At 73.0% G+C, this 20,992-nt stretch carries 24 protein-coding genes; 13 read left to right on the top strand and 11 right to left on the bottom strand.

The window, feature by feature from the left end; genetic code table 11:
• The first annotated feature begins 237 nt into the window (after positions 1 to 237).
• Positions 238 to 915: a Crp/Fnr family transcriptional regulator gene (locus H3C53_02995; protein ID MBW7915645.1), complete on the top strand. Its 678-nt coding sequence runs from the start codon at positions 238 to 240 to the stop codon at positions 913 to 915.
• Between the two features lie 22 nt (positions 916 to 937).
• Here H3C53_02995 and H3C53_02990 read toward each other — a convergent pair whose 3' ends face one another.
• Genes H3C53_02990 through H3C53_02980 form a run of 3 tightly spaced genes read right to left on the bottom strand, consistent with a single transcriptional unit; the run spans position 938 to position 2,805 of the window.
• Positions 938 to 1,273, bottom strand: coding sequence for a metal-sulfur cluster assembly factor (locus H3C53_02990; protein ID MBW7915644.1), 336 nt, complete (start codon positions 1,271 to 1,273; stop codon positions 938 to 940).
• Positions 1,270 to 2,574, bottom strand: a complete 1,305-nt coding sequence (locus tag H3C53_02985; protein ID MBW7915643.1) for a hypothetical protein — start codon at positions 2,572 to 2,574, stop codon at positions 1,270 to 1,272. Before H3C53_02985 ends, H3C53_02990 begins: the two co-directional genes overlap by 4 nt.
• Before the next feature lie 9 nt (positions 2,575 to 2,583).
• Entirely contained in the window at positions 2,584 to 2,805 is a 222-nt protein-coding gene (locus H3C53_02980) for a DUF2249 domain-containing protein (GenBank protein ID MBW7915642.1), read from the bottom strand.
• Between the two features lie 84 nt (positions 2,806 to 2,889).
• Between H3C53_02980 and H3C53_02975 the strand changes: the two genes are divergently transcribed.
• From H3C53_02975 to H3C53_02960, 4 genes are all read left to right on the top strand, one after another.
• Positions 2,890 to 3,330: a hypothetical protein gene (locus H3C53_02975; GenBank protein MBW7915641.1), complete on the top strand. Its 441-nt coding sequence runs from the start codon at positions 2,890 to 2,892 to the stop codon at positions 3,328 to 3,330.
• Between the two features lies 1 nt (position 3,331).
• Positions 3,332 to 3,658, top strand: a complete 327-nt coding sequence (locus H3C53_02970; protein ID MBW7915640.1) for a cupin domain-containing protein — start codon at positions 3,332 to 3,334, stop codon at positions 3,656 to 3,658.
• Between the two features lie 170 nt (positions 3,659 to 3,828).
• Positions 3,829 to 4,053: a DUF2249 domain-containing protein gene (locus H3C53_02965; GenBank protein MBW7915639.1), complete on the top strand. Its 225-nt coding sequence runs from the start codon at positions 3,829 to 3,831 to the stop codon at positions 4,051 to 4,053.
• A 139-nt stretch (positions 4,054 to 4,192) separates the two neighbouring features.
• On the top strand, positions 4,193 to 4,600 hold the full coding sequence (locus H3C53_02960) for a hypothetical protein (protein MBW7915638.1): 408 nt from the start codon (positions 4,193 to 4,195) through the stop codon (positions 4,598 to 4,600).
• 10 nt (positions 4,601 to 4,610) lie between these two features.
• On the opposite strand, the gene H3C53_02955 is transcribed toward H3C53_02960, so the two are convergent.
• On the bottom strand, positions 4,611 to 5,177 hold the full coding sequence (locus tag H3C53_02955) for an RDD family protein (GenBank protein ID MBW7915637.1): 567 nt from the start codon (positions 5,175 to 5,177) through the stop codon (positions 4,611 to 4,613).
• A gap of 197 nt (positions 5,178 to 5,374) precedes the next feature.
• On the opposite strand from H3C53_02955, the gene pta reads away from it, so the two are divergent.
• On the top strand, positions 5,375 to 7,540 hold the full coding sequence (gene pta / locus H3C53_02950) for a phosphate acetyltransferase (protein MBW7915636.1): 2,166 nt from the start codon (positions 5,375 to 5,377) through the stop codon (positions 7,538 to 7,540).
• Positions 7,541 to 7,549: 9 nt separating this feature from the next.
• On the opposite strand, the gene H3C53_02945 is transcribed toward pta, so the two are convergent.
• Positions 7,550 to 8,326 (bottom strand): DNA-3-methyladenine glycosylase 2 family protein, encoded by a 777-nt coding sequence (locus H3C53_02945; protein MBW7915635.1) that lies wholly within the window; start codon positions 8,324 to 8,326, stop codon positions 7,550 to 7,552.
• A gap of 237 nt (positions 8,327 to 8,563) precedes the next feature.
• Between H3C53_02945 and H3C53_02940 the strand changes: the two genes are divergently transcribed.
• The 3 genes from H3C53_02940 (at position 8,564) to H3C53_02930 (ending at position 12,355) form a co-directional block, all read left to right on the top strand.
• Complete coding sequence (locus H3C53_02940) at positions 8,564 to 10,909, top strand: Smr/MutS family protein (GenBank protein MBW7915634.1); 2,346 nt, start codon at positions 8,564 to 8,566, stop codon at positions 10,907 to 10,909.
• Positions 10,910 to 11,014: 105 nt separating this feature from the next.
• Entirely contained in the window at positions 11,015 to 11,659 is a 645-nt protein-coding gene (locus tag H3C53_02935) for an HAD family hydrolase (protein MBW7915633.1), read from the top strand.
• A gap of 9 nt (positions 11,660 to 11,668) precedes the next feature.
• A complete protein-coding gene (locus H3C53_02930) occupies positions 11,669 to 12,355 on the top strand; it encodes a TIGR00730 family Rossman fold protein (protein ID MBW7915632.1) in 687 nt (228 codons plus the stop codon).
• A gap of 12 nt (positions 12,356 to 12,367) precedes the next feature.
• Here the strand turns inward: H3C53_02930 and H3C53_02925 are convergent, their stop codons facing one another.
• Positions 12,368 to 13,468, bottom strand: a complete 1,101-nt coding sequence (locus H3C53_02925) for a peptidoglycan DD-metalloendopeptidase family protein (protein MBW7915631.1) — start codon at positions 13,466 to 13,468, stop codon at positions 12,368 to 12,370.
• Here H3C53_02925 and H3C53_02920 point away from each other — a divergent pair.
• Genes H3C53_02920 through H3C53_02910 form a run of 3 tightly spaced genes read left to right on the top strand, consistent with a single transcriptional unit; the run spans position 13,467 to position 15,581 of the window.
• A complete protein-coding gene (locus H3C53_02920) occupies positions 13,467 to 14,900 on the top strand; it encodes an MATE family efflux transporter (GenBank protein ID MBW7915630.1) in 1,434 nt (477 codons plus the stop codon). The genes H3C53_02925 and H3C53_02920 overlap by 2 nt on opposite strands.
• 20 nt (positions 14,901 to 14,920) lie before the next feature.
• Complete coding sequence (locus tag H3C53_02915; GenBank protein ID MBW7915629.1) at positions 14,921 to 15,058, top strand: hypothetical protein; 138 nt, start codon at positions 14,921 to 14,923, stop codon at positions 15,056 to 15,058.
• 28 nt (positions 15,059 to 15,086) lie between these two features.
• Entirely contained in the window at positions 15,087 to 15,581 is a 495-nt protein-coding gene (locus H3C53_02910; protein ID MBW7915628.1) for a hypothetical protein, read from the top strand.
• Here the strand turns inward: H3C53_02910 and H3C53_02905 are convergent.
• Positions 15,550 to 16,557, bottom strand: a complete 1,008-nt coding sequence (locus tag H3C53_02905) for a rod shape-determining protein (GenBank protein ID MBW7915627.1) — start codon at positions 16,555 to 16,557, stop codon at positions 15,550 to 15,552. The two genes, H3C53_02910 and H3C53_02905, sit on opposite strands and share 32 nt — an antisense overlap.
• Positions 16,558 to 16,774: 217 nt before the next feature.
• On the opposite strand from H3C53_02905, the gene H3C53_02900 reads away from it, so the two are divergent.
• The gene (locus H3C53_02900) at positions 16,775 to 17,524 is read left to right on the top strand and encodes a class I SAM-dependent methyltransferase (GenBank protein MBW7915626.1); all 750 of its coding nucleotides are present in this window, start codon (positions 16,775 to 16,777) and stop codon (positions 17,522 to 17,524) included.
• Between the two features lie 2 nt (positions 17,525 to 17,526).
• Here H3C53_02900 and H3C53_02895 read toward each other — a convergent pair whose 3' ends face one another.
• From H3C53_02895 to H3C53_02880, 4 genes are read right to left on the bottom strand one after another with little or no spacing between them, the layout of a single operon-like run.
• Positions 17,527 to 18,414 (bottom strand): NAD(P)-dependent oxidoreductase, encoded by an 888-nt coding sequence (locus H3C53_02895; GenBank protein MBW7915625.1) that lies wholly within the window; start codon positions 18,412 to 18,414, stop codon positions 17,527 to 17,529.
• Between the two features lie 26 nt (positions 18,415 to 18,440).
• Positions 18,441 to 19,637 carry an acetoin utilization protein AcuC gene (locus H3C53_02890; protein MBW7915624.1) on the bottom strand — a complete coding sequence of 399 codons (1,197 nt, stop codon included), beginning with the start codon at positions 19,635 to 19,637 and terminating at the stop codon, positions 18,441 to 18,443.
• 14 nt (positions 19,638 to 19,651) lie between these two features.
• On the bottom strand, positions 19,652 to 20,302 hold the full coding sequence (locus H3C53_02885; GenBank protein MBW7915623.1) for a CBS domain-containing protein: 651 nt from the start codon (positions 20,300 to 20,302) through the stop codon (positions 19,652 to 19,654).
• A 24-nt stretch (positions 20,303 to 20,326) separates the two neighbouring features.
• The gene (locus H3C53_02880) at positions 20,327 to 20,932 is read right to left on the bottom strand and encodes a GNAT family N-acetyltransferase (protein ID MBW7915622.1); all 606 of its coding nucleotides are present in this window, start codon (positions 20,930 to 20,932) and stop codon (positions 20,327 to 20,329) included.
• Between the last annotated feature and the right edge of the window lie 60 nt (positions 20,933 to 20,992).

Raw genomic sequence — 20,992 nt, 5'->3', positions numbered from 1 at the left:
CCACGTAGTTGGGTAGGAACGGGAATATCGTCGAGAAGCCGATGGAGGCGAGCAGTTGCGCGACGAACATGACGAAGAGCGTGCGCTGCCAACTCGTTCTCGCCACCGGTCGCCTCCTTGGGTCGCGACTCGGTCGGCTCCCGGCCGCGACGGCCCGCCCCGCCCGGCGGCGCTCGCCATGCTAACCCCGTCAAGCCGGTCGTCACCCGCGTCGACGCCAGCGGTTAGCGTAGGCGCATGCCGTTGACCGACGCGGAGGTCCTCGCCCGCTGCCCCCTGTTCGCCGAGCTAGACGAGGACGACCTGCACGCGTTGGCCGGGGTGGCGCGGCGGCGGAGCCTGGCGGCCGGCGAGCCCCTGTTCATGGCGGGGGAGACGGCCAAGGGCCTGGCCGTCGTGGTCAGCGGCCGGGTGAAGGTCTACGTGATCTCGCCCGCCAGCGGGCGCGAGGTCGTCCTGGCGGTCGAGCACCCCTTCAACGCCGTGGCGGAGCTCGTCTCGCTCGACGGCGGCCCCTACCCGGCGAGCTCGGAGGCCGCCGAGGCCAGCGAGGTGCTGTGGCTCGAGCAGGCGGGCTTCCAGCGCGTGTTGCGGGAGCGGCCGGAGGTGGCCCTGCACCTGATGGGCATGCTGGGCCGCCGCCTACGCCGGTTGGTGGCGTTGGTCGAGCAGATCTCGTTCCAGGAGGTGGTGCACCGCCTGGCGCGCTACCTCGTCGAGGTGGCCGAGGCGGGGGTGCCGTTCGTCCTGGACACCAACGGCGCCATCGCGTCGCAGCTCGGGACCGTGCCGGAGCTCGTGAGCCGCAACCTGTCGCGGCTGCACGCCGGCGGCGCGATCGAGCTGCAGGGGCGCACCGTCACCGGCCTCAACCGCCCGCTCCTTCTGGAGATGGCCAACTCGGCGGGGCGTTGAGCCGGCCTTCCCGGCGCCAGGGTCAGTAGAAGAAGCCCAGCGACCGCTTGGCGTCGGGCGTCATCGAGTCGGGCGTCCAGGGCGGGTCCCACACCAGGTCGACGCTGATCTCGCCGACTCCCGGCACCTGGCCGAGGCAGTGACGCACGTCGGCGTCGATGCTGGCGTGCAGCGGGCAACCCGGCGTGGTCAGGGTCATCTCGATGGCCACGTGCGAGTCGACGACTGCCACCGTGTAGACCATGCCGAGGCTGACGATGTCGAGCCCGAGCTCCGGGTCTATCACGGCGTGCAGGGCCTCCAGCACGTTGCGTGCCGGCACGGCGGCGTTGATCTCGGTGAACTCGGTCACGGTCATGCGTGGGCGTCCTCCATCTTGCCGCGGGTCGACTTCGCGGCGGCGGCCGCGGCGAGCCGCCGCTTGGAACGCACCGTCACGACCACGACGTGCCAGGACTGCGCGAAGAGGGCGGCGCCCGCCAGCAGCATGGCGCCCCCGGCGAGCACGGCCAGCACGTCGGCGCGCCACACCGTGGCGGCGGCCAGCGCCACGGCAGCGAGGGTCAGGCCCCACGTGACGATCGGTTCGAGCTCGTCCTTGACGAGGTCGCGCAGTAGCGGCGCCCCACCAGAGACCCCGCCCGTGGTGGCGGCCGCGAACTGCCACGTCCAGGTGAGGAACGACAGGATCTTGACGAGCATGCCGCTCACCGCCAGGCCCACGAAGCCGACCAGGAACAGTATGACGGCGGCGTCCCCCCTGCCGAGGAGCAGGGCGAGGCCCGCCGCCGGCAGGAAGGCGTGCGCCAGCACGTAGCGGCGGATGGGCGCCTCGAGTCGCTTGCGGAGGCGCCTGCGCAGGATGGCCAGCACCTCCCACGCCTGCAGGGCGCAGCCGGCGGCTAAGAGCAGCTCCGCCACGGTCACCAGCGGCAAGCGGGCGAAGGCCGCCAGGGCCTCCGCCGCCACCGCCGCCGTCACCGCGACGGTGGCCCACCGAACGCGCCACTGCGCGCCGCCCTTCGACAGGGCGAACATGGAGAGGAGCTTCTGGCCGGAGCCGACGATGCCAAGCAGGAAGGCGCCGAAGAGGCCGATCGTGAAGTGGAGCTGCACCGGGTAACCGACCCGCGCGGCCAGCGCCGGGGTCGTGCGGGCGGCCGCCAGGACGAAACCCAGCGCGACCGCGAGGGTGAGGAAGAGGGCGGAGAGCAGCAGCGCGTGGCTGCCCGCGTCCTTCGGCCAGCGCTGCCGCGCCGTGCCGACGAGTTGCACGAGCATCAGCACCCAGGCGGCGCTCACCGCCGCCGCGCCCGGCGCCAGCCAGGCGGGTGCGAACCCGGTGGCGAAGCCGACGACGACGGCGACGCTGCCCGCGAGGAGAAGCGGCAGGGTCAGCCACCCTAGGCGCGGCCACACGAGCCGCGTGACGAACATGACGGCCGGCAGCTGCTGCAGCGTGCCGGCGAACACCATGCCGACGAACAGGAGCGTGAAGACGTGGTTCAGGGCCACGACGCGGGGCGTGCCGAGGTAGCCCGTCAGCGCGGCGGGATCCAGCAGCACGAACAGGCCGAGGGCGGCGACGGCCGCCGCGCCGAGCACCAGGGACGCGATCGGTAGGACCGGCGGCGCGCCGTCGGCCCCCAGACGTGGCATCACGGCCGGTCAGGCCCCCTTGGTTATCCGCACCTGCGCGCTGCCGTCTGGCTGCTCCAGCACCTCGTACTCGGCTCCCTCGTCGGCCAGCTGCGGCAGGAGGTAGATGGGCACGCGGTCGTTGTGGATCACGAGGACGTCGCCCGGAGCCATGGTCTCCAGGATCTCAAGCGTGCGGATCATCGGGTTGGGCGGCTCGAGCCCGCGGTTGTCGAGGAAAGTCTCGGCCATGGCCTCAGCTTCGACCGTGCGGCGCGGCGGGGCCAATGACCTACGTCATGGTGGGCGACGGCGCCGCCTTGCGACGCTTGGGCCGTGGTGAAGGAGAACGGACGCGACAGCGCGCCGGCGCAGGCGCCGAGGGCCCCTTCGGGGGCGGAGCGCAAGGCGCTGCTCGAGGCGCGGGTCTCGACCATCATCGACGCGCACGCCGACGCCCTCGGCGCCCTCATCGAGCACGGCTTCACGCTGCTGGCGCAGGCGCCGTTGCGGTGGGCCATGGCGCACACCGTCAACCTGGCGCAGGCGTTCCGACTGCGCTCGCTCGACGCCGCGGACCAGGAGGCGCTGCTCGCCGCCCTGACCGGCCTGGGCGTGCCCGACCGGTTGAGCCGCGGCGCGCGGGGTCACGGCCCCGACGCCGACGTGCCGCAGGAGGAGCCGGCGCCGGCAGCCGGCGCGCCGGGCGCGCCCCTCGCCGCGGAGGCCGGGGCCGCGGAACCGGACGCGGCCGATCGCGGCGACCGGGGCGCCTGAGGTGGCCCTCTTCAGGACCGCCCAGGTGGCCCGCTTCTCCGAACGGGGCCCGGTGCCGCGGCCGCTCAAGGTCGGCGACCAGATGGCCGTCATGCTCCTCTGCCTGCAGAACGGTCAGGAGATCGTCGCGCCGGACAACGACAGGGCCGAGACGATCTTCACCGTGCTCGAGGGCACCGGCGTGGTCAGGGAAGACGACGAGGTTCACGAGGTGGGCCCCGGCGACGTGGTCCACATCGCACCCGGTTCGCGCAAGGCGCTGGTCGCCGGCGCCGGCACGTTCAAGGTCGTGGGCGTCAGGCAGTTGGGGGGCAAGCGTGGCTCTTAGGCCGAGCGAGATGTACGTCGACGCCGATGCCTGCATCGAATGCGGGATCTGTGACGAGATCGCCCCGGGAAGCCGCGAGGACCCGGCGCACGTGCCCGTCACCAGCCTCACCATAGAAGCGATGGCCAACTGCCCCACCGGGGCCATCAAGTGGGCCGAAGGAGGAAACGATGAAGCAGATAGACGTCCGTAAGGTCCCGCCGCGCGAGCGGCACCCGCTCCTGTTCCAGACGTTCGACGAGCTGCCGGCCGGGCAGTCGTTCGAGCTGATCAACGACCACGACCCCAAGCCCCTCTACTACCAGTTCCAGGTTGAGCGGGCCGGCACCGTCGAGTGGGAGTACCTCGAGCAGGGCCCCGAGACTTGGCGCGTGCGCATCGGCAAGGTCAACTGAGTAACCGTCGTATCGCGGGCCGCCGCGGCAGCTGCCGGGCGGCTCGCGTCGTCTTCGACGGGCGGGCTACCATTCCGACGTGAGCAACTGGCAGGTCGCCTTCTTGCGCGCCGCGCTGGGTTGGCTCGTCGCCACCGCCATGCTCGGCGTTGCCGTGAGCCTGTGGCCGGCTCTGGCGGGCCCTTTCAGGCCCACCCACGCCCACATGGGCCTGATCGGCTTCTTCCTGGGCATGGTCATGGGCGTGGCCTTCTGGATGCTGCCAAGGCCCGGCGGCATCAAGCAGTCTGGCTGGGAGGGCGTCACTTTCCTGCTGCTGCAGTCGGGCCTGGTCCTCCGGGTGGTGTGCGAACCGTGGTGGCGCTCCACCCTGTCGGGGGTGGCTCGGGTGGGGTTCTTGGCAAGCGGCTTCCTGCTGCTGGCGGCCATGATCGTGTTCGCGGCCGCGATGAGCAGGCGCGTGGTCACCATCGCCACCATCCGCGAGCTGGGTCTGGGGCGACGCCGACCGGCGTCGCCCCAGGAGAAGTTCGGCGGCGACCGCTAGGCGCGGCCGCCTACGAGTCGGTCTCCACCACGTGCGTGCCGGCGAAACGGTCGCCGTAACGCCGGCCGTCGGGGGCCGTGAGGACCAGGTAGATCTCGATGATCCCCACCACCGCGCCCACCAGGGTCAGCAGGAGCGACAGGGCGATGATCCCCAGGAACGGCGCGTACACGACGAGGTAACCGAGGGAGCCGAGCGCCAGGGTCCAGTTGCGCTTGATGGAGGTGGTGATGTCCATGGCGCCGCCGTCGTCGCGCACGGGCCGCAGCTTCATGAGCTTCTTGCCGAGCGAGCGCCCGTCCATGAACTCGAACGAGAAGCCGTCGCGGGTGAGGATGTAGGCGAACCCGAGCAGGCTGCCGATGACCGGCACGTAGCTCAGCACGCCCGCCACCACCGCGTCGATGATGTAGGCGATGACGCGCTTGCCGACGTCCGGCTTCTGCGTGCTCGCGGCGTGCGGTTCCGGCGGGGCGCCGGCCCCGTCGGCCGCGCCCGGACTCACCGGCGGTAGGGGCGCACCCGCGTCGGCCGCGCCAGGGTCGGTGCTCCTTCCGGGAGGGACCTGGTCCGACATCAGCGGCTCCTTCCAGGACGCCGGTGGCCGTAGCTTGGCGTCCGGTGCGCCATTCTAGGGCAGGACGGGCGCTGGCGGTGTGGCACTTCGTGCGCGTCGTCGCCTCCCGAGCGGCGCCGGGTCGAGGGTCCCTCCGCGCCCGCGCGGCGCGAGCGTAAGGTGGGGCAGGAGGCGCCGCCTGTGCGGCGATCGTGACGATGGCATCTGCACGCGGTTTCTTCGTCGTACCAACGGGGCCGGGCGTCGGCCTCACGTCCGTCTGCCTCGGGCTCGTCAGGGCCCTCGAGCAGGGCGGCCTGCGCGTCGGCTTCCTCAAGCCGATCCGCCAACCCGGCGACGACGTGGGGCCCGAGCGCTCCACGGAGTTCGTGCGCCGAGGCGCGAGGATCGTGCCCGGCGCGCCGCTGGCGTTCGCCGAGGCGGAGGGGCTGCTGACGGCCGGCCGCCGGTCGGAACTGCTACAGGCGCTCGTCGGGCGCTTCGAGGCGGCCGCGGACGCCGCGGACGTCGTGGTGGTCGAGGGGCTGGCCGCCACCGCCGACCACCCTGGCCTCGACGATCTCAACGCCGAGATGGCCAGGGCGCTCGACTGCCAGGTGATCCTCGTGGCCACGCCCCAGCCGAGCCTGCGGGCGCTCGACGATAGGCTCGAGCTGGCGGCGCAGCCGTTCGGCGGCACGGCGAGCCCTCACGTCCTCGGGGTGGTCGTCAACCAGCTCAACGCCCCCCTGGTAGACGTCGTCGGCGCCACCCGGACGGGCATCCGCCGCCCGGCCGTTGCCCTCGACGGGGAGACGCTGCGGGCCGAGCTCAAGGTGTTCCGCCACCCCGGCTTCGCGCTGCTGGGCGCCATCCCGTGGAGCCCGGCCATGGTCTCGCCGCGCACCCTCGACGTCGCCAAGCACCTGGGCGCCACGGTGCTCAGCGAGGGGGAGCTGGCGACGAGGCGCGTGGTCGACGTCTCGTTGGTGGCGCGCACCGTGGCTCACATGACCCACCGGTTGCGGCCGGACGCGCTCCTCATCACCCCCGCCGACCGCGACGACGTGATCCTGGCCGTGTGCATGGCGGCGCTCAACGGCGTGCCGCTGGCCGGGCTGATACTCACCGGCGACATGGCGCCGGACGCCAACGTCATGAAGCTCTGCGAGAGGGCCATCGGCACCGGCCTGCCGCTCCTCAGCGTCCCGACGGATTCCTACGTCACCGCCGCCAAGGCGGCCGCCATGAACCTCGAGGTCCCCAGCGACGACGTGGAGCGGATGGAGCGCGTCATGGCGACCGTGGCCGGTCACCTCGACGTCGGGGCCCTGCGCTCCATGGTGGGCGGCGAGCGCGCGCTGCGCCTGTCGCCGCCCGCGTTCCTGCACCGCCTGGTCGAGCTGTCGAAGGCCGCCGGCAAGCGGGTGGTGCTGCCGGAGGGCGAGGAGCCGCGGACCGTGAGGGCCGCGGCGGAGTGCGGGGCGCGCGGCATCGCCACCTGCGTCCTGCTCGGCGATCCGTACGAGGTCCGGCGCGTCGCCGAGGCGCAGGGGGTGACACTCGACGTGGGCGTCGAGGTCGTCGAGCCCACCGACGCGCTCAGGGAGCGCTACGTCGAGCCGATGGTGGGGTTGCGCAGCCACAAGGGGCTCACGGCGGACGGTGCCCGCAACCAGCTCAGGGACAACGTGGTGCTCGGCACGATGATGCTGGCGCAGGGCGAGGTCGACGGCCTCGTGTCGGGCGCGCTGCACACCACGGCCAACACGGTCAGGCCCGCGCTCCAGCTGATCAAGACCCATCGTGACGCCCGGCTCGTGTCGTCGGTCTTCTTCATGTGCCTGCCGGACCAGGTGCTGGTGTACGGCGACTGCGCCGTCAACCCCGATCCGGACGCGCACGAACTCGCCGACATCGCCATCCAGTCCGCCGACTCGGCCGCCGCCTTCGGCATCGAACCGCGCGTTGCCCTGCTCAGCTACTCGACGGGCAGCTCCGGCGAGGGGGCCGACGTCGACAAGGTGCGGGAGGCCACCCGCATCGCAAGGGAGCGCCGCCCGGACCTGGTGCTCGACGGTCCGCTGCAGTACGACGCCGCCACCGTGCCCAGCGTGGCCGCCAGCAAGGCGCCGGGGAGCGTGGTGGCCGGCACGGCCACCGTCCTCGTGTTCCCGGACCTGAACAGCGGCAACGCCACCTACAAGGCCGTGCAGCGCTCGGCGGGCGTCGTGTCGGTCGGCCCGATGCTGCAGGGGCTGCGGCGCCCTGTCAACGACCTGTCGCGCGGGGCGCTCGTCGACGACATCGTCTACACCATCGCGCTCACGGCCATCCAGGCGACGGCCACGCCCGGTTCCGACGGGGGCGACGGCGGCCGCTGACGGCTCCAGTCACGCAGGCGCCCCGCCGCCGCTCCCGACGGCCCGAGGGTAGGCCTTCAGGTAGCGCAGCCACAGCCCCTGCGACCAGCCGTAGCGCTCGGCAAGCTCGCGTGCGGTGCCCTTGGCCGGCGTGAGGCCGCGAAGGTAGACGGCGCCCACCGCGGCGAGCGCGCCCGTGTCGAGCCACGGCACCCGCTCGTAGCGCCCGAGGCCGCGCCACAGGACCTGCTCCGCCGACCACGGTCCGAGGCCCGGCAGGCGGACGAGCCACGCGAACGCCTCGTCGTAGGGCGCCGTGCGCAGCCACGCCTCGTCGACTCCGAGGAACGCGTCTGCCAGGCCGCGCAGTCGCTCCACCTTCCGGAGGTTGTTGGTGGCGGCGAGGAGCGCCGGGCGGGCCGCGTCGTCGAGGTCGGCGGGGACGGGGAAGAGGCGCAGGGGGGCGCCGCCGTCGCCCGGCGGGACCTCGCGGCCGAGGAAGGCCGCGAGGCGCTCCATCGTGGCGTGGGCGAAGGCGGGCGGCGTCCGCTGTCTCACGACGGTCCAGCAGGCCGCCTCGAAGGTGCTGGTGACGAGCGGCGGGTGGAAGCCGCGCAGGGCGGCGGCCACCGGCGCGAACGGCGGGTCGCCTTCCGCGGCCGCCAGGAGCGGTGCCGTAGGCAGGTCGAGGGCGAGGCGGTGGGTGATGGCCTCGGCGACTCGGACCGCGTCTTGCGCTGGGAGCGAGCCCGCCACCGTGGCGACGAGGCGCCCGTCGCCGCCCGGCGCGCTCAGCTTCACGGTCACGGCGCGGGGAGTGCCCGGGACGGCGACTGGTAGCAGCCACGCGCCGTCCTGGGACTGCCGACCTCGGTCCGGCGCCGCCTCCCACCCTGCCAGCGCGGCCACCGTCTGGCGCCACGAGTATGGCGGGGTCGGTGCGAGCGCGACACTCGTGCCTGCCGCGGGGCCACCTGCGCCGCTCGGGTCTCGAGGGGTCACGCCAAGGAGCGTATCAGGGCCGACCCCTTATACTGGGAGGTCGTGCTCGCCTCGGCCCCCACGTTGGAGAAGCTCTCTTTCGACCGGGTGAGGTCCGCCCTCGCGGAGCGGACCGCGACCTTCATGGGTGGCGAGCTCGCCTTGGCGCTGGTGCCGCACCAAGGCGAGGCGGCGGCCGAGAGGGCGCTCGACCGGGTGCAGGAGGTGGCGGACGGCGGCTACCTCGCCCTGGGCGGGATCGAGGACGTGCGGCCGCTCGTGCGGCGCGTGCGCGAGGGGCACATGCTGAGCGGCCAAGAGGTGCTGAGCGTGGCCTACACGCTCGACGGGGCGGCGACCCTGCGACGCGCCATCCTGACGTCAGAGCGCGCCGCGCTGGGCGAGCTGGCGCTCGAGATCGGCACCTTCGACGGCGTGCTCCGCCTCGTGCGCGAGCAGCTCGACCCAGACGGCAACGTCCGCGACGACGCCACGCCCAAGCTGTACGACATCAGGCGCCGCCTCAACCCGATGCGCGGTCGCATCCGCGAGCGGCTCACCCGCCTGCTGGAGCAGTACGCGGAGTACGTCCAGGACCCGATAATCACCTTGCGGCGCGAGCGCTACGTCATCCCCATCAGGGCCAACCACCAGGGTAGGGTACCGGGGCTGGCGCTCGACCGCTCCGACTCCGGCGCCACCGTCTTCATCGAGCCGGCCTCCGTCGTGGACCTGAACAACGAGCTGGCGCTACTCGAGATGGAGGAGCGCGACGAGGTGCGGCGCATCCTCCTCGCGCTCGGCAGGCGGCTCGCCGACGAGCCGCGCCTCGACGGGAGCCTGGAGGTGGTCGCGCAGCTCGACCTCGTCAACGCCAGTGCGCGCCTCGCCGAGGACTGGCGCCTCGCGCGACCCGCCTTCGATCCCGCCGGGCGGGTGCGGCTGAGGGGCGCCCGCCACCCCCTCGTGCAGGGGTGCGTGCCGAACGACATCGACCTCGATGCCGACCAGCGGCTCCTGGTCGTCACCGGCCCGAACGCCGGCGGCAAGACGGTGCTCATCAAGACGGTGGGCGTGGCGGCCGCGATGGCCTACGCGGGCCTCTTCGTCGCGGCCGACGCGGCCACGCCGCCGCTCCTGCCGCGCGTCAGCGCCCTACTCTGCGACATCGGCGACGAACAGAGCATCGAGGCGAGCCTCAGCACCTACGCGGGTCACCTGAAGAACCTCCGCGCCATAACGGAGTCGGCCGACGAGCACACGCTGGTGCTGGTCGACGAGCTCGGCTCTGGCACCGACCCCGACGAGGGCGCCGCGCTCTCACAGGCCATCCTCGAGCGGATCGTCGCCTCCGGCGCGCGCGGCCTCATCACCACGCACCTCGCGCCCTTGAAGGTCTTCGCCTCCGAGACGCCCGGCGTGGTCAACGGCGCCATGCGCTTCGACCTCGAGGCGCTGGCGCCCACCTACCAGCTCGTGATGGGGCAACCGGGGCGCAGCTACGCCCTCGCCATCGCCGAACGGCTCGGCCTGGACGGGCGCCTGTTGGCGCGGGCGGCCGACCTGCTCGGGCCGGAGGGGGAGCGCCTCGAGGGCCTCCTCTTGGCGCTCGAGGACCGCAGGGAGGAGCTCGAGCGGGAACTGGCCGCGGCGCGTGCGGCCAACGACCGCGCCGTGAGCGAGGCGGAGCTGCTACGCGACCAGATCGCCAGGCTGCGGGCGGGGGAGGCCGCGCTCATGGCCGCGGCCGCCCAGCGCGCCGACGAGCTGCTGAAGGACACCATGCAGCAGGCGGCGCGCCTCAAGCGGAGCGCGCGCGAGGAGCCGACCTCGCGCTCACGCGCCCTGGAGGAGATCGGCAAGCTCAGGCGCCAGGCGCGGGCCGTGGCGCAGGGCGCGCGAAGCGGCGCCGACGCGGCGCCGCGAGGTGCGAGCGCCGCCGCCCGGGCCGCCGCCCCGGCAGAGGACCCGTTCGCGCTCGGCGCGCGCGTGTTCGTCGAGAGTTACGGCGCGGAGGGCCCGGTCCTGGAGCGGCGCGGCGACCACCTCGTGGTGCAGCTCGGTCTCGTCAAGGTCGAGGTCGACGCCGGCGACTGCCGGCCGGTGGCGGTGAAGCCCTCGACGCAGGGCAAGCAGCGGCCCGTCGCCCCGGCCGCCCCTGCCCTGCCGGCCGAGCTGAACCTGCGCGGGGAGCGCGTCGAGGCCGGGCTGGAGCTGCTCCGCGACTTCCTGCTGGAGGCGCACGCCATGAAGCTCGAGTCGGTGCGCATCCTGCACGGGAAGGGCACGGGCACGCTCCGCGACGCGGTGCGCAACTACCTGAAGTCCGACAGGACGGTCGAGCGCTTCGAGGACGCCGTCCCCTACGAGGGCGGCCACGGCGTGACCGTCGCCTACCTGCGGCACTGAGGTCGGCGACCCGCCGGCGACTCGCCGGCGCGCGGCGGCGAGTCCGGCCAGGCTCTCGCGCGTGACGCCCCACGCTGGCGCGGGAGCGTCTGCGATACTCGCGGCATGACCGAGAGACCCGCCATCGTGTTCGACCTCGACGGCACGCTCGTCGACTCGCTCGACGACATCCTCGACAGCTTCCTTGCCGCCTTCGCCGCCGTGGGGTTGCCCGCTCCGGCCCGCGAGGCGGCTCGCGCCCTCGTGGGCCGTCCGCTCGGGGAGATGTACGCGCCGTTCGCGCCCGCCGCGCGGCTGCCGGAGCTCGCCGCCGCGTACCGCGCCCGCTACGCCAGGCACCTCGTCGACCGCACCCGGGTGTTCCCGGAGGTGGCGCAGCTACTCGCCGAACTGGGCCGCCGCGGCTACGCCCGCGTGGTCGCCACGACGAAGCGGCCGGACTCGGCGCGGGAGCTCGTCGCGGCGGTGGGGTTGGCGCCGCTCCTCGACCACGTGCAGGGCACGGAGGGCTTCCCGGCCAAGCCCGCGCCCGACGTGATCCTGCGCGGGCTAGCGGCCGTCGGCCGCCCCGGCGCCTGGATGGTCGGCGACACCGTCGCCGATCTGCAGGCCGGCCGCGCGGCGGGCCTGAAGACCTACGCCGTCACCTGGGGCACGCACGACGCCGCCACGCTGGCCGCCGCGGACCCGGACGCGCTCGAGCCCACCCTCGCGCCGCTGCTCGACCTGCTCGAGCGGCTCACTGGTTAGGCTGGCGCCATGAACGGCTTCGAGAAGCAGTACGTCATCGACGCCCTGGCGGAGGACACCTGGCGGATGTTCCGCATCATCGGCGAGTTCGTCCAGGGGTTCGAGGAGATGGCCGACGTCGGCAAGGCGGTCACGGTGTTCGGGTCGGCGCGCCTCAAGCCCGACACCGAGCTCTACGACAAGGCGCGCAGCCTGGGACGCGCCCTGGCCAAGGACGGCTACACGATGCTCACGGGCGGCGGGCCCGGCATCATGGAGGCCGCGAACCGCGGAGCGATGGACGAGGGGGGGCGCAGCATGGGGCTGAACATCGACCTCCCACACGAGCAGGCGCCAAACCCGTACCAGACGGACACCCTCAAGTTCAAGTACTTCTTCGTGCGCAAGGTGATGCTCGTCAAGTACTCCACGGCCTTCGTGGTCTTCCCGGGCGGCTTCGGCACCATCGACGAGCTGTTCGAGGCGCTCACGCTCATCCAGACGCACAAGATCAAGCCGTTCCCCGTCTACCTGGTGGGGGTCGAGTTCTGGCGCGGGCTCCTGCAGTGGCTCCAGGGCACGCTCCAGCGCGCCGGCACCATCTCGGAGGGCGACCTGCACCTGTTCAAGGTCGTCGACGACGTCTCCACCATCCCGGCCGAGATCGAGGCGTACTACCGCAACTCGAGCATGGGGGGCTTCAACCTGCCCTGGTGACCCGGCGGTGGGTCAGTCGTGGTAGGGCGGCAGCGCGGCCGTGCCGAACACCTGCGCCGCCAGCGCCCAGATCTCCTCGGGCTCCATGCCGGAACCGAGGAAGGTCCCGTCGGGGCGCCAGACCTCCACGTGCGGGTGAGGGTCGTCGTGGGTGCCCTGCGCGGCCTCGATCGTGCCCGAGTTGCCCGTGGTGCCGATCACGTCGCCCTGCCGGACAGCGCTGCCGACCGTGGCCCCCTCCGCCACGGCCGCCAGGTGAGCGTAGCGGGTCACGAAGCCGCCCGCGTGGCGGACCCACACCTGCCGGCCACGGAGGCGGTCGAGGACGTCGGGCGGGGTGTCGAGGCCGCGCGACGCCTCCGCGATGAGCGCGTCGTAGGCGGCCTGGTCGTTCTCGACGTAGTCGTGGTCCGCGCGCACCACCACGCCGTCGGCGACGGCCAGGATCGGCGTGCCGTAACCGATGTCGACGCTGACGGTGCCGTTGTAGAAGTCGAAGCCCTCGTGGTAGCCGTTCCGGTAAGCGCGGGGCGCACCGGGCAGGTGGCTCCGGCGCGAGCTGATGGTGGCGCCCGTAACGGGCACCACGTAGCCGCTCGGCCAACCGGCTCGGAACGGCCGCTCGGCCGCCTCCACCAGGCGCGGGAACACCCCGGAGGTGCGCACGGTCGCGTTCTGACGCGCCAGCTCGGCGGCGTGGCGACCCTCGACGTCGACCCGGGTCGGGTCGGCGCCCGCGTTGAGCAGGTGGATGACCTGCGCCGGCGTGCCCGCCGCGGCGGCGAGCATCAGGGCGGTGGAGCCGTTGGCCGTGACGTCGTCGATGCCGGCACCGGCGGCGAGGAGGGCGTCGAGGGTGGCGGTGGGGGCGTTGCCGCGCACCGCCGCCATCAGCGCCGTGTAGCCATCCGCGTCGCGCGCGTGCAGGTCGGCCCCGGCGGCGATGGCGGCGCTTACCGCGGCGGGGTCGGCCACGACGCCCGCGTCGAACAGGCTGGGGCGGGGCGGCTCCTTCGGCGCGCGCTCGAACGGGCCGACCCCGAGGGCCCACAGGGCCGCCCCCGCCACGACGAGCACCGCCGCAACCGCCGCCACCGCCACGAGGATCCGCATGGCCGTCATGGTACCGCGGGGGCCGGCCGGTTATGTTGAGCGGGTGGCGGCGTGGCGCAGGAGCGAGTTCTTTGGGTTGCTGCGCCTGGCGGGGCCGCTCGTGCTGGCGCAGCTCGCGCAGAACGGCCTCGGCTTCGTCGACACCCTGATGGTCGGGCGCTTGGGTCCGGGTGCGCTCGCCGCGATGGCGCTGGGCGCCACCACTTTCTTCACCACCTCGATCGTGACCTCGTCTGTCCTCTTCTCCGTTGGGCCGCTGGTGGCGCAGGCGGTCGGCGCGGGGCGGCGCGACGAGGCGGGCCAGGTCGCGTCGCAGGCGCTCTGGTTGGCGCTCGTCTTCTCCGTGCCCGGCCTGGTGGTCTTCAACACGATCGGGCCGCTTCTCGCCGGCCTCGGTCTCGAGCCGGAGACGGCCCGCCTGGCAGCGGGCTACCTGCGCGCCATCTCGTTCGGTTACCCCTTCTACCTGGCCTTCCAGGCGCTGCGCGGCTTCCTGGAGGGGAACGGCGACGCCAAGCCGATCATGGTCATCGCGTTCCTCGGGGTCGCCCTGAACGTCGGGCTGTGCGAGGTGCTCATCTTCGGGCATCTGGGATTCCCGGCACTCGGCGTGGTCGGCACGGGCTTCGCCACGGCCACGGTGTACGGCGTCATGTTCGCCCTCGTGCTCCTGCTGGTGAGTTGGCGTTACCCGGAGAGGAGGGTCGTCGCCGGCATGAGACGGTTGCGGCCCGACCTCATGCGCGAGGTGGTCAGGGTGGGCTGGCCCATCGGCATGACGACGGGGTTGGAGGTCGGGCTGTTCAGCGTGTCTGCGCTGTTGATGGGCCGGTTCGGGGACGACGTCCTCGCGGCGCATCAGGTGGCGATGCAATCGGCCTCCATGACCTTCATGATCCCCCTCGGGATGGCCATCGCCACGGGCGTGCTGGTAGGGCAGGCGGCCGGACGGGGGGACGGCCCCGCCGTGAGGCGCACCGGCTTCATGGGGCTGACGGTGGCCGTGGCGGCGATGGCGCTGGCAGCGCTGCTCTTCAGGTTCGCGCCGCGGCTCGTCATAGGCCTCTACACGGACGTGGCCGAGCCCGCCAACGAGGCCATGGTGGCCGTGGCCGTCGCCTTCCTGTCCATCGCCGCGCTGTTCCAGCTTTTCGACGGGGTGCAGGTCACGGCGGTCGGGGCGCTTCGCGGGCTGAAGGACACGCGCGTCCCCATGCTCTACACCCTCGTGTCTTACTGGCTGGTCGGCATGCCGTTGGGCCTGGCGTTGGCGTTCTGGGCCGGTGTCGGCCCGCGCGGGTTGTGGTTCGGGATGGTCGCGGGGCTGGCCACCTCGGCGGTCCTGATGACGACGCGCTTCGCGCGCCGCACCCGCCCGGCGCCGGCGGGTCCCGGCGAGCTGCTCCCCGCCAGGCAGGGCGCCGTGCGGTAGACTCGCGCCTGGAGGTCAAGGTGGAAGAGTTCATCGCCATCGGCCGCAACTCGGTCATCATCCTGGGCTCTGCCTTCGTGTTCGCCGGGTTCTTCGTGGTCGTCTCGACGTGGCTCGCGGGCAACACCGTCGAGCCGGAGCACGAAGCCGGGTACTGAACCGCCCCGCCGGCGTGAGCGCGCGGGCGTGATGCGGCCCGTTCGGCGCTACCTGAACGCGCCCGTCACGCGGGCAGGGGCGCTCGCCGTGCTGCGGCTGGCGTTCGTCGCCGCGTTCGCGGCGCAGCTCGTCCTCGCCACGTTCGTCGCCGTCGCCGTGCGCCTCCTGGCCGGCGGCGTGACGCCGCGCCCCAACGCCATCCTTACCTGGGTGCTGGTCCTGTTCGCCATCGTCGAGTTGGTGGTGGCCAGTGCGGTGTTCGCGCGCTTGCACGAGATCACGGGGCGTCGGGCCGCGCTGACCGCCGCGCTCGTGGTGGCGTCGCTATACGGCAGCGTCAGCTGGTTCGTCGCGTTGGCGTTGGCGACCGAGCAACGGGGAGCGCCCCTGTACCTGCTCGTGGTGTTGCTGGCCCTCGCCTACGCGCTCGGCTTCGTGGCGGTGGGGCGCCTGGCCAAGGCGGCGGCCGCGGACGACGGCGCGGCGCGGGTCAGCGCGTCTGCTCGAAGTGAGCGTCCTTGAGGACGTGGACCAGGTCGAGCGCCTGGGCCGTGCCCAGCACGACGCAGTCGGCGGCGTTGGCCGCCACCCCGACGGGTATGGCGGTGATGCCTGAGAGGTAGCTGTCGAGGTGGCGCAGGAGCGCCCCGCCACCCGTGAGCACGATGCCGCGCTCGATGACGTCCGACACGAGCTCTGGCGGACCCTGCTCCAACACCTTGCGCATGCCCTCGGCGATGCGTTCGAGCGACGACTTGAGCGCCAGCACGACGTCCTCGGTGGTCACCGTCACGCTCTTCGGCATGCCGTCGATGAGGTCGCGGCCCCTGACCTCCATGCTCTGGCGGTCGCTCTCCGACACGATCTTGGCGGCGCCGATCTCGCGCTTGATCTCCTCGGCGGTGCGGTCGCCGATGAGCAGGTTGTGCTTGGCCTTCACGTGCGCCATGATGTCGCGGTCGAACGTGTTGCCGGCGATGCGGAGGCTCTTGGAGACGACGATGCCGCCAAGGCTGATGATGGCGAGGTCCGTGGTGCCGCCACCGATGTCGATCACCATGGAGCCGACGGGCTCGGCGATGGCGATGCCGGCGCCGATGGCGCCCGCCACCGGCTCCTCGATGAGGAACGCCTTGCGCGCCCCGATCTCGTGCACGGCCTGGACGACGGCGCGCCGCTCGACGTCGGTGATGCCCGACGGTATGCAGACCATGATGTTCGGCCGGATGAAGCGGGAGGGTCCGGTGAGGACCTTGCGGATGAACGCCTTCAGCATCCGCTCGGTCAGGGTGTAATCGGCGATGACGCCGTCCGCCATGGGCCGGATGGCCGTGATGTTCCCCGGCGTGCGACCGAGCATCCTGTACGCCTCCTGGCCGACGGCCTTGATGTCGGTCGTCCCCTTCACCACCGCGATCACGGCGGGCTCCCGCAGGAGCACCCCCTTGCCCTTCACGTGGATCCTGACGTTGGTGGTGCCCAGGTCTACCCCGATCATGGCTCCACGCTACCAGGTGCCGGGTGAGGGTAGGTGCGTGCCGCGTGGCGCCCGCGCGGCGCCCGCGCGGTGGCGGGTGGGCCGGACCCGCGGCCGACCGCGGGGGCGGGAGTCGGCCGCGGGCGCGACGCCTTCAGGGTACGCGGGGCGGCGCCGCACCCGGCCAGGGGCTAAGCGGGACCCGTGCTGTCCTAGGCGGACGGTATCATCGGTCCTCATGACAGCGGACGCGCCCAAGGACCTCGCCGCGCCCTACACGCTGCTGGCTGGCGTGTACGACACGATCATGGCCGAGGTCGAGTACGACGACTGGGCCGACTTCGTGGTGGACCTGGCCGGGCAGGCGTCGGTTGCCGGCGGCCCCGTGCTCGACCTCGGGTGCGGCACGGGCAACGCCACGTTGCCGCTCTGGCGCCGCGGCTACGACGTCGAGGGGCTCGACGCGAGCGCCGCCATGCTGGCGGTCGCCAGGCGCAAGCTGCCCGCGGTGCCCTTCACGCGGGGAGAGTTCGAGACCTTCAGCCTGGGCCGGCGCTTCTCGCTCGTCTACTCCGTGTTCGACGCCCTCAACAACCTCCTGACCGACGCCGCGTTCGCGGCCGCGCTCGCCCGGGTGAGGGCGCACCTCCTGCCAGGGGGCGCCTTCGTGTTCGACGTGAACACCCCGGTCGGCCTGCGTGAGCTGTGGCAGGGCGGCGTGGCGGAGGGGTGGGCGGACGACGTCTACTACCGGTGGAGCCACGACTACGACGAGGTCACGGGGGTGGTCACCGTGGCGGCGTTCTGCCGGACGGAAGACGGCACCTTCACGGAGGTGCACCGGGAGCGCGGCTACGACGAGGCCGCCCTGCGGCGCCTGCTGGCGGAGGCGGGCTTCGTCGAGGTGGAGGTCGTGGCGTTCCCCGACCGGGCCCCGGCGCCGGTCGACGCCGAGCGCGTCTGGGTGGTGGCGCGCCGCCCCGCCTGAGGTCAGCCCCGCCCGTCGTCCAGGCCGGCTTGCTCCCGCACGATCCGCGCCACGTTCGAAACGTCCTCGTCGCCCAGCCCCCGGGCGACGAGGCTCGTCTCGAGCTGCTCGACGTAGGCCGCCACCGGCATGCTGACGCCCAGGTCGCGGCCGGCGCCAAGGGCGATGCCGAGGTCCTTGCGGTGCAGGCGCGTGCGGAACCCCAACGGGTAGTCGCCCGCGAGCATGTTGCGGGCGCGGTTGGCGAGCACCCACGAGCCGGCGGCGCCGCCGCCCAACGCCGTCAGGGCGGCGTCGACGTCGATGCCCGCCTTCAGCGCGAGAGCCATGCCCTCCGCCACCGAGGCGTATGCGCCCGCGAGGATCACCTGGTTCACGGCCTTGGCCACCTGCCCGCTGCCGACCGGGCCGACGTGCGTCACGAGCTTCCCGAGCTGCTCCAGCACCGGACGGACGCGCGCGAGGGCGTCCGCGTCGCCGCCCACCATGATCGACAGCGTGCCGGCCCTCGCACCCTCGCTGCCGCCCGACACGGGGGCGTCGAGCATCGCGACGTCGTGCTCCGCGAGCGCGGCCGCGATGCGCCGCGTGGTCGTCGGGCTGATGGTGCTCATGTCGACCAGGACGCTACCTGGCGCCATCCCCTCCGAGGCGCCCTGGTCGCCAAGCACCGTCGCCTGGACGTCCGGCGTGTCCGACACCATGGTGAAGACGACGTCCTGGCCCTCGGCGCACGCGCGCGGGCTCGTCGCCCGGAGGGCGCCCTGGGCCGCGAGCGGTTCCTCCTTGGCGCGCGTGCGGTTGTGGACGGTCACCTGAAAGCCCGCCGCGAGCAGCCTGGCCGCCATGGGGGCCCCCATGGTCCCCAGGCCTATGAAGCCGATGCGCATCCCGTTGCCTCCGTTCTGGCGCGAGGTTACCGCGCCGCGGCTCCCCGCCCGGCCGCGCCGGTCGAGAGGCCCGTGTCGCGCCAGATGGTCGTCAGGGCGTCGAGCACGCGGTCGGCCACCACCTGGTTGCGGCGCGTGACCTGGGCCCTCTTCGGTTGAGGGGGGTAGTCGTCCGGCCCGTCGAGCGCGCGCCGCGGCAGCTCCACGCCGCTCGGCAGGCGCTCGCGCCACTCGTCCGCCCAGGCGCGCGGCAGCTCGGCCGGGACGCTCCGCACGGTGAGCGCCGCCCACAGCTGCGCCCAGGCGCGCGGAACCGTCCGGTAGGGGTCGTAGCCGCCGCCGCCGGTGGCGACGAGCCTGCCCCCGGTCAGCTCGTCGGCCAGCTCGACCGTGCGGCGGTACGCCGCCGCCATCCCCGTCAGCGTCAGGGCCAGGTCGGCAAGGGGGTCGAGCCTGTGGGCGTCGGCGCCGGCCTGCAAGACGATCACGTCGGGCGCGAAGGCCCGCAGCGCGGCCGGGACGACTGCCTCGAACGCGGCCAGGTAGGACCCGTCCTCGGTGAACGGCTCGAGCGGGACGTTGACCGAGAGGCCGCGGCCCGCGCCCTTGCCGGTCTCGTAGGTGTGGCCCGTGCCGGGGAACAGGTAGTGGCCCGACTCGTGGAGACTGATGGTCATGACGGCGGGGTCGTCGTAGAACAACCACTGCACCCCGTCGCCGTGGTGCGCGTCGAGGTCCAGGTAGGCCACCCTGAGACCGTGGCGGTCGACGACGCGACGGATGGCCACCGCCAGGTCGTTGTAGACGCAGAAGCCGGAGGCGCGGTCGACCAGGGCGTGGTGCAGTCCGCCGGCCAGGTTGACGGCGCGCAGGGCCCGACCTTCCACCACCGCGTCCATGGCGGCGACGGTGCCCGCGCAGACGAGGGAGACGAGGTCGTGCATGCCCGGGAAGACGGGGTTGTCGGCCGTGCCGAGCCCGTGGCGTGACGCCTCAGCGCCCGGCCGTCCCAAGGAGGCCGCCTTGACGGCGGCGACGTAACCGGGGTCGTGCACGGCCAGGAGCGCGCCCTCGTCGAGTTCGACCGGCGGGACCACCTCGGCCGGCGTCAGCAGGCCCACGTGTTCGAGCAGCGAGCGGGTCAGCTCGAGGCGCAGGGGCTTGAAGGGGTGATCGGGGTGGAGCTCGTAACGCGACAGGCGCGGGTCGTGGACGAAGGCCACCCCTCCACCCGCTGTCACGCCTCCGGCGCCTCGGGAGGCCAGAGCACGTTGTAGCCGAGGCCGCGCAGGTGGCTGGCGAGGCCGTGGCCGTCGGCGGTGCCGACCCTGAGCACGAACGCGACGCTCCCCTCGTCGGCGCGCGACGTCATGACGCTCGAGACGTTGACGTTGCGGCTCGCGACGCGGTCCAGCAGTCCGGCCAGCGCGCCGGGGCGATCCACCAGCTCGACCTCGAGGCGGCTGGAGGCCCCGCGCACGCCCGACATGCTGATGAGGGCGTCGAGCATGTCTATCCCCGTGACGATGCCCACGAGGCGACCGTCGTCCATCACGGGCATGGCGCCGATCTTGTGGTCGCGCAACGTCTTGGCGGTCTCCTCGATGGGGTCCTCGGGGTGGGCGACGAGGACCGGCGCCACCATGACCGACCTGACGGGGTCGAGGGCGCCGACGTCGGCCTTGGCGCGGGGGTGATCGGCGCCAACCAGCCTCAGGTCGCGGTCGGAGACGATGCCGACGAGGCGGTCGGCCCCGCCGCCGCTGCGTTCTTCCAGGATGGGGAAGTGCCTGATGTTGCGCTGCTCCATGAGCCGCTGCACGTCGCGGATAGGCGTGTCGGGCCCGATCGCGACGACCTGGCGGGTCATGATCTCGTTCACCAGCATGGCAGTCTCCTCTTGGCGCCGATGCTACCAGGCGCCCGGCGGCGGCTCCCTTTGGGCCTTGCGCAGGCGGTGGAACTCCGCCACCACCGCAGCCGGTGCGCGCGGGCCGATGCGAGCCATCAGGGCGTTGGCGGCGCTGCTGCGGACCTCCTCGTCCGTGGTCGGGAACACCTCGAGGCCGGCGCCTCGGTACAGCCGCTCCAGCATGCGGCGGTAGGCGAGGTCGGACATGCCGGCCCGCTGGAGGTCGTAGTGCCACGAGTACAGGGTGGCGAACACCACCGCGTCGTCGTAACCGCCGTCCGCGAAGCTTGCCGCCAACAGGCGGTTGGCGATGTTCTGCCCGCGGAAGCCGGGCGCCACCTCGACGGCCCCCAACTCGACGAGCTGGCCGGTGGCGTCCGCGCCCCACGACTCGACCTCGGTGGGCGGGTGGAAGGCGACGTAGCCCACCAGCGTGCCGTTCGTCTCGGCCACCACCACGCGGCCGCGAGGGTCGGCGGCGATGTCGACCAGGGCGGCGAGCTGCCGGGCGGGTGGCCGGAAGCGATCGAGGCCAGGGTGTGGCGTGAGGGCCGCCAAGTGGGCGGGAGCGGCGCGGGCCGTGACGTGGACGGCGGGCTCCCGCACGGCGGGCTCCCGCGCAGCGGGCTCCCGCGCGCCGGGCTCCCGCGCAGCGGGCTCCCGCGC

It is taken from the genome of Trueperaceae bacterium, assembly GCA_019454765.1.
Lineage (GTDB): Bacteria > Deinococcota > Deinococci > Deinococcales > Trueperaceae > JAAYYF01.
Note: the sequence above shows the minus strand (reverse complement) of the source record. Positions and strands in the feature narration are given on the sequence as shown.

Bases quoted from the DNA above. Each gene is read 5' to 3' on its own strand.
- H3C53_02920 (MBW7915630.1), top strand. From the start codon at position 13,467: ATGGCCGTCATGGTACCGCGGGGGCCGGCCGGTTATGTTGAGCGGGTG.
- H3C53_02925 (MBW7915631.1), bottom strand. From the start codon at position 13,468: ATGCGGATCCTCGTGGCGGTGGCGGCGGTTGCGGCGGTGCTCGTCGTG.
- H3C53_02905 (MBW7915627.1), bottom strand. From the start codon at position 16,557: ATGATCGGGGTAGACCTGGGCACCACCAACGTCAGGATCCACGTGAAG.
- pta (MBW7915636.1), top strand. From the start codon at position 5,375: ATGGCATCTGCACGCGGTTTCTTCGTCGTACCAACGGGGCCGGGCGTC.
- H3C53_02930 (MBW7915632.1), top strand. From the start codon at position 11,669: ATGAACGGCTTCGAGAAGCAGTACGTCATCGACGCCCTGGCGGAGGAC.
- H3C53_02980 (MBW7915642.1), bottom strand. From the start codon at position 2,805: ATGGCCGAGACTTTCCTCGACAACCGCGGGCTCGAGCCGCCCAACCCG.
- H3C53_02895 (MBW7915625.1), bottom strand. From the start codon at position 18,414: ATGCGCATCGGCTTCATAGGCCTGGGGACCATGGGGGCCCCCATGGCG.
- H3C53_02960 (MBW7915638.1), top strand. From the start codon at position 4,193: ATGCTCGGCGTTGCCGTGAGCCTGTGGCCGGCTCTGGCGGGCCCTTTC.
- H3C53_02955 (MBW7915637.1), bottom strand. From the start codon at position 5,177: ATGTCGGACCAGGTCCCTCCCGGAAGGAGCACCGACCCTGGCGCGGCC.
- H3C53_02885 (MBW7915623.1), bottom strand. From the start codon at position 20,302: ATGCTGGTGAACGAGATCATGACCCGCCAGGTCGTCGCGATCGGGCCC.
- H3C53_02985 (MBW7915643.1), bottom strand. From the start codon at position 2,574: ATGCCACGTCTGGGGGCCGACGGCGCGCCGCCGGTCCTACCGATCGCG.
- H3C53_02995 (MBW7915645.1), top strand. From the start codon at position 238: ATGCCGTTGACCGACGCGGAGGTCCTCGCCCGCTGCCCCCTGTTCGCC.
- H3C53_02900 (MBW7915626.1), top strand. From the start codon at position 16,775: ATGACAGCGGACGCGCCCAAGGACCTCGCCGCGCCCTACACGCTGCTG.
- H3C53_02965 (MBW7915639.1), top strand. From the start codon at position 3,829: ATGAAGCAGATAGACGTCCGTAAGGTCCCGCCGCGCGAGCGGCACCCG.
- H3C53_02990 (MBW7915644.1), bottom strand. From the start codon at position 1,273: ATGACCGTGACCGAGTTCACCGAGATCAACGCCGCCGTGCCGGCACGC.
- H3C53_02935 (MBW7915633.1), top strand. From the start codon at position 11,015: ATGACCGAGAGACCCGCCATCGTGTTCGACCTCGACGGCACGCTCGTC.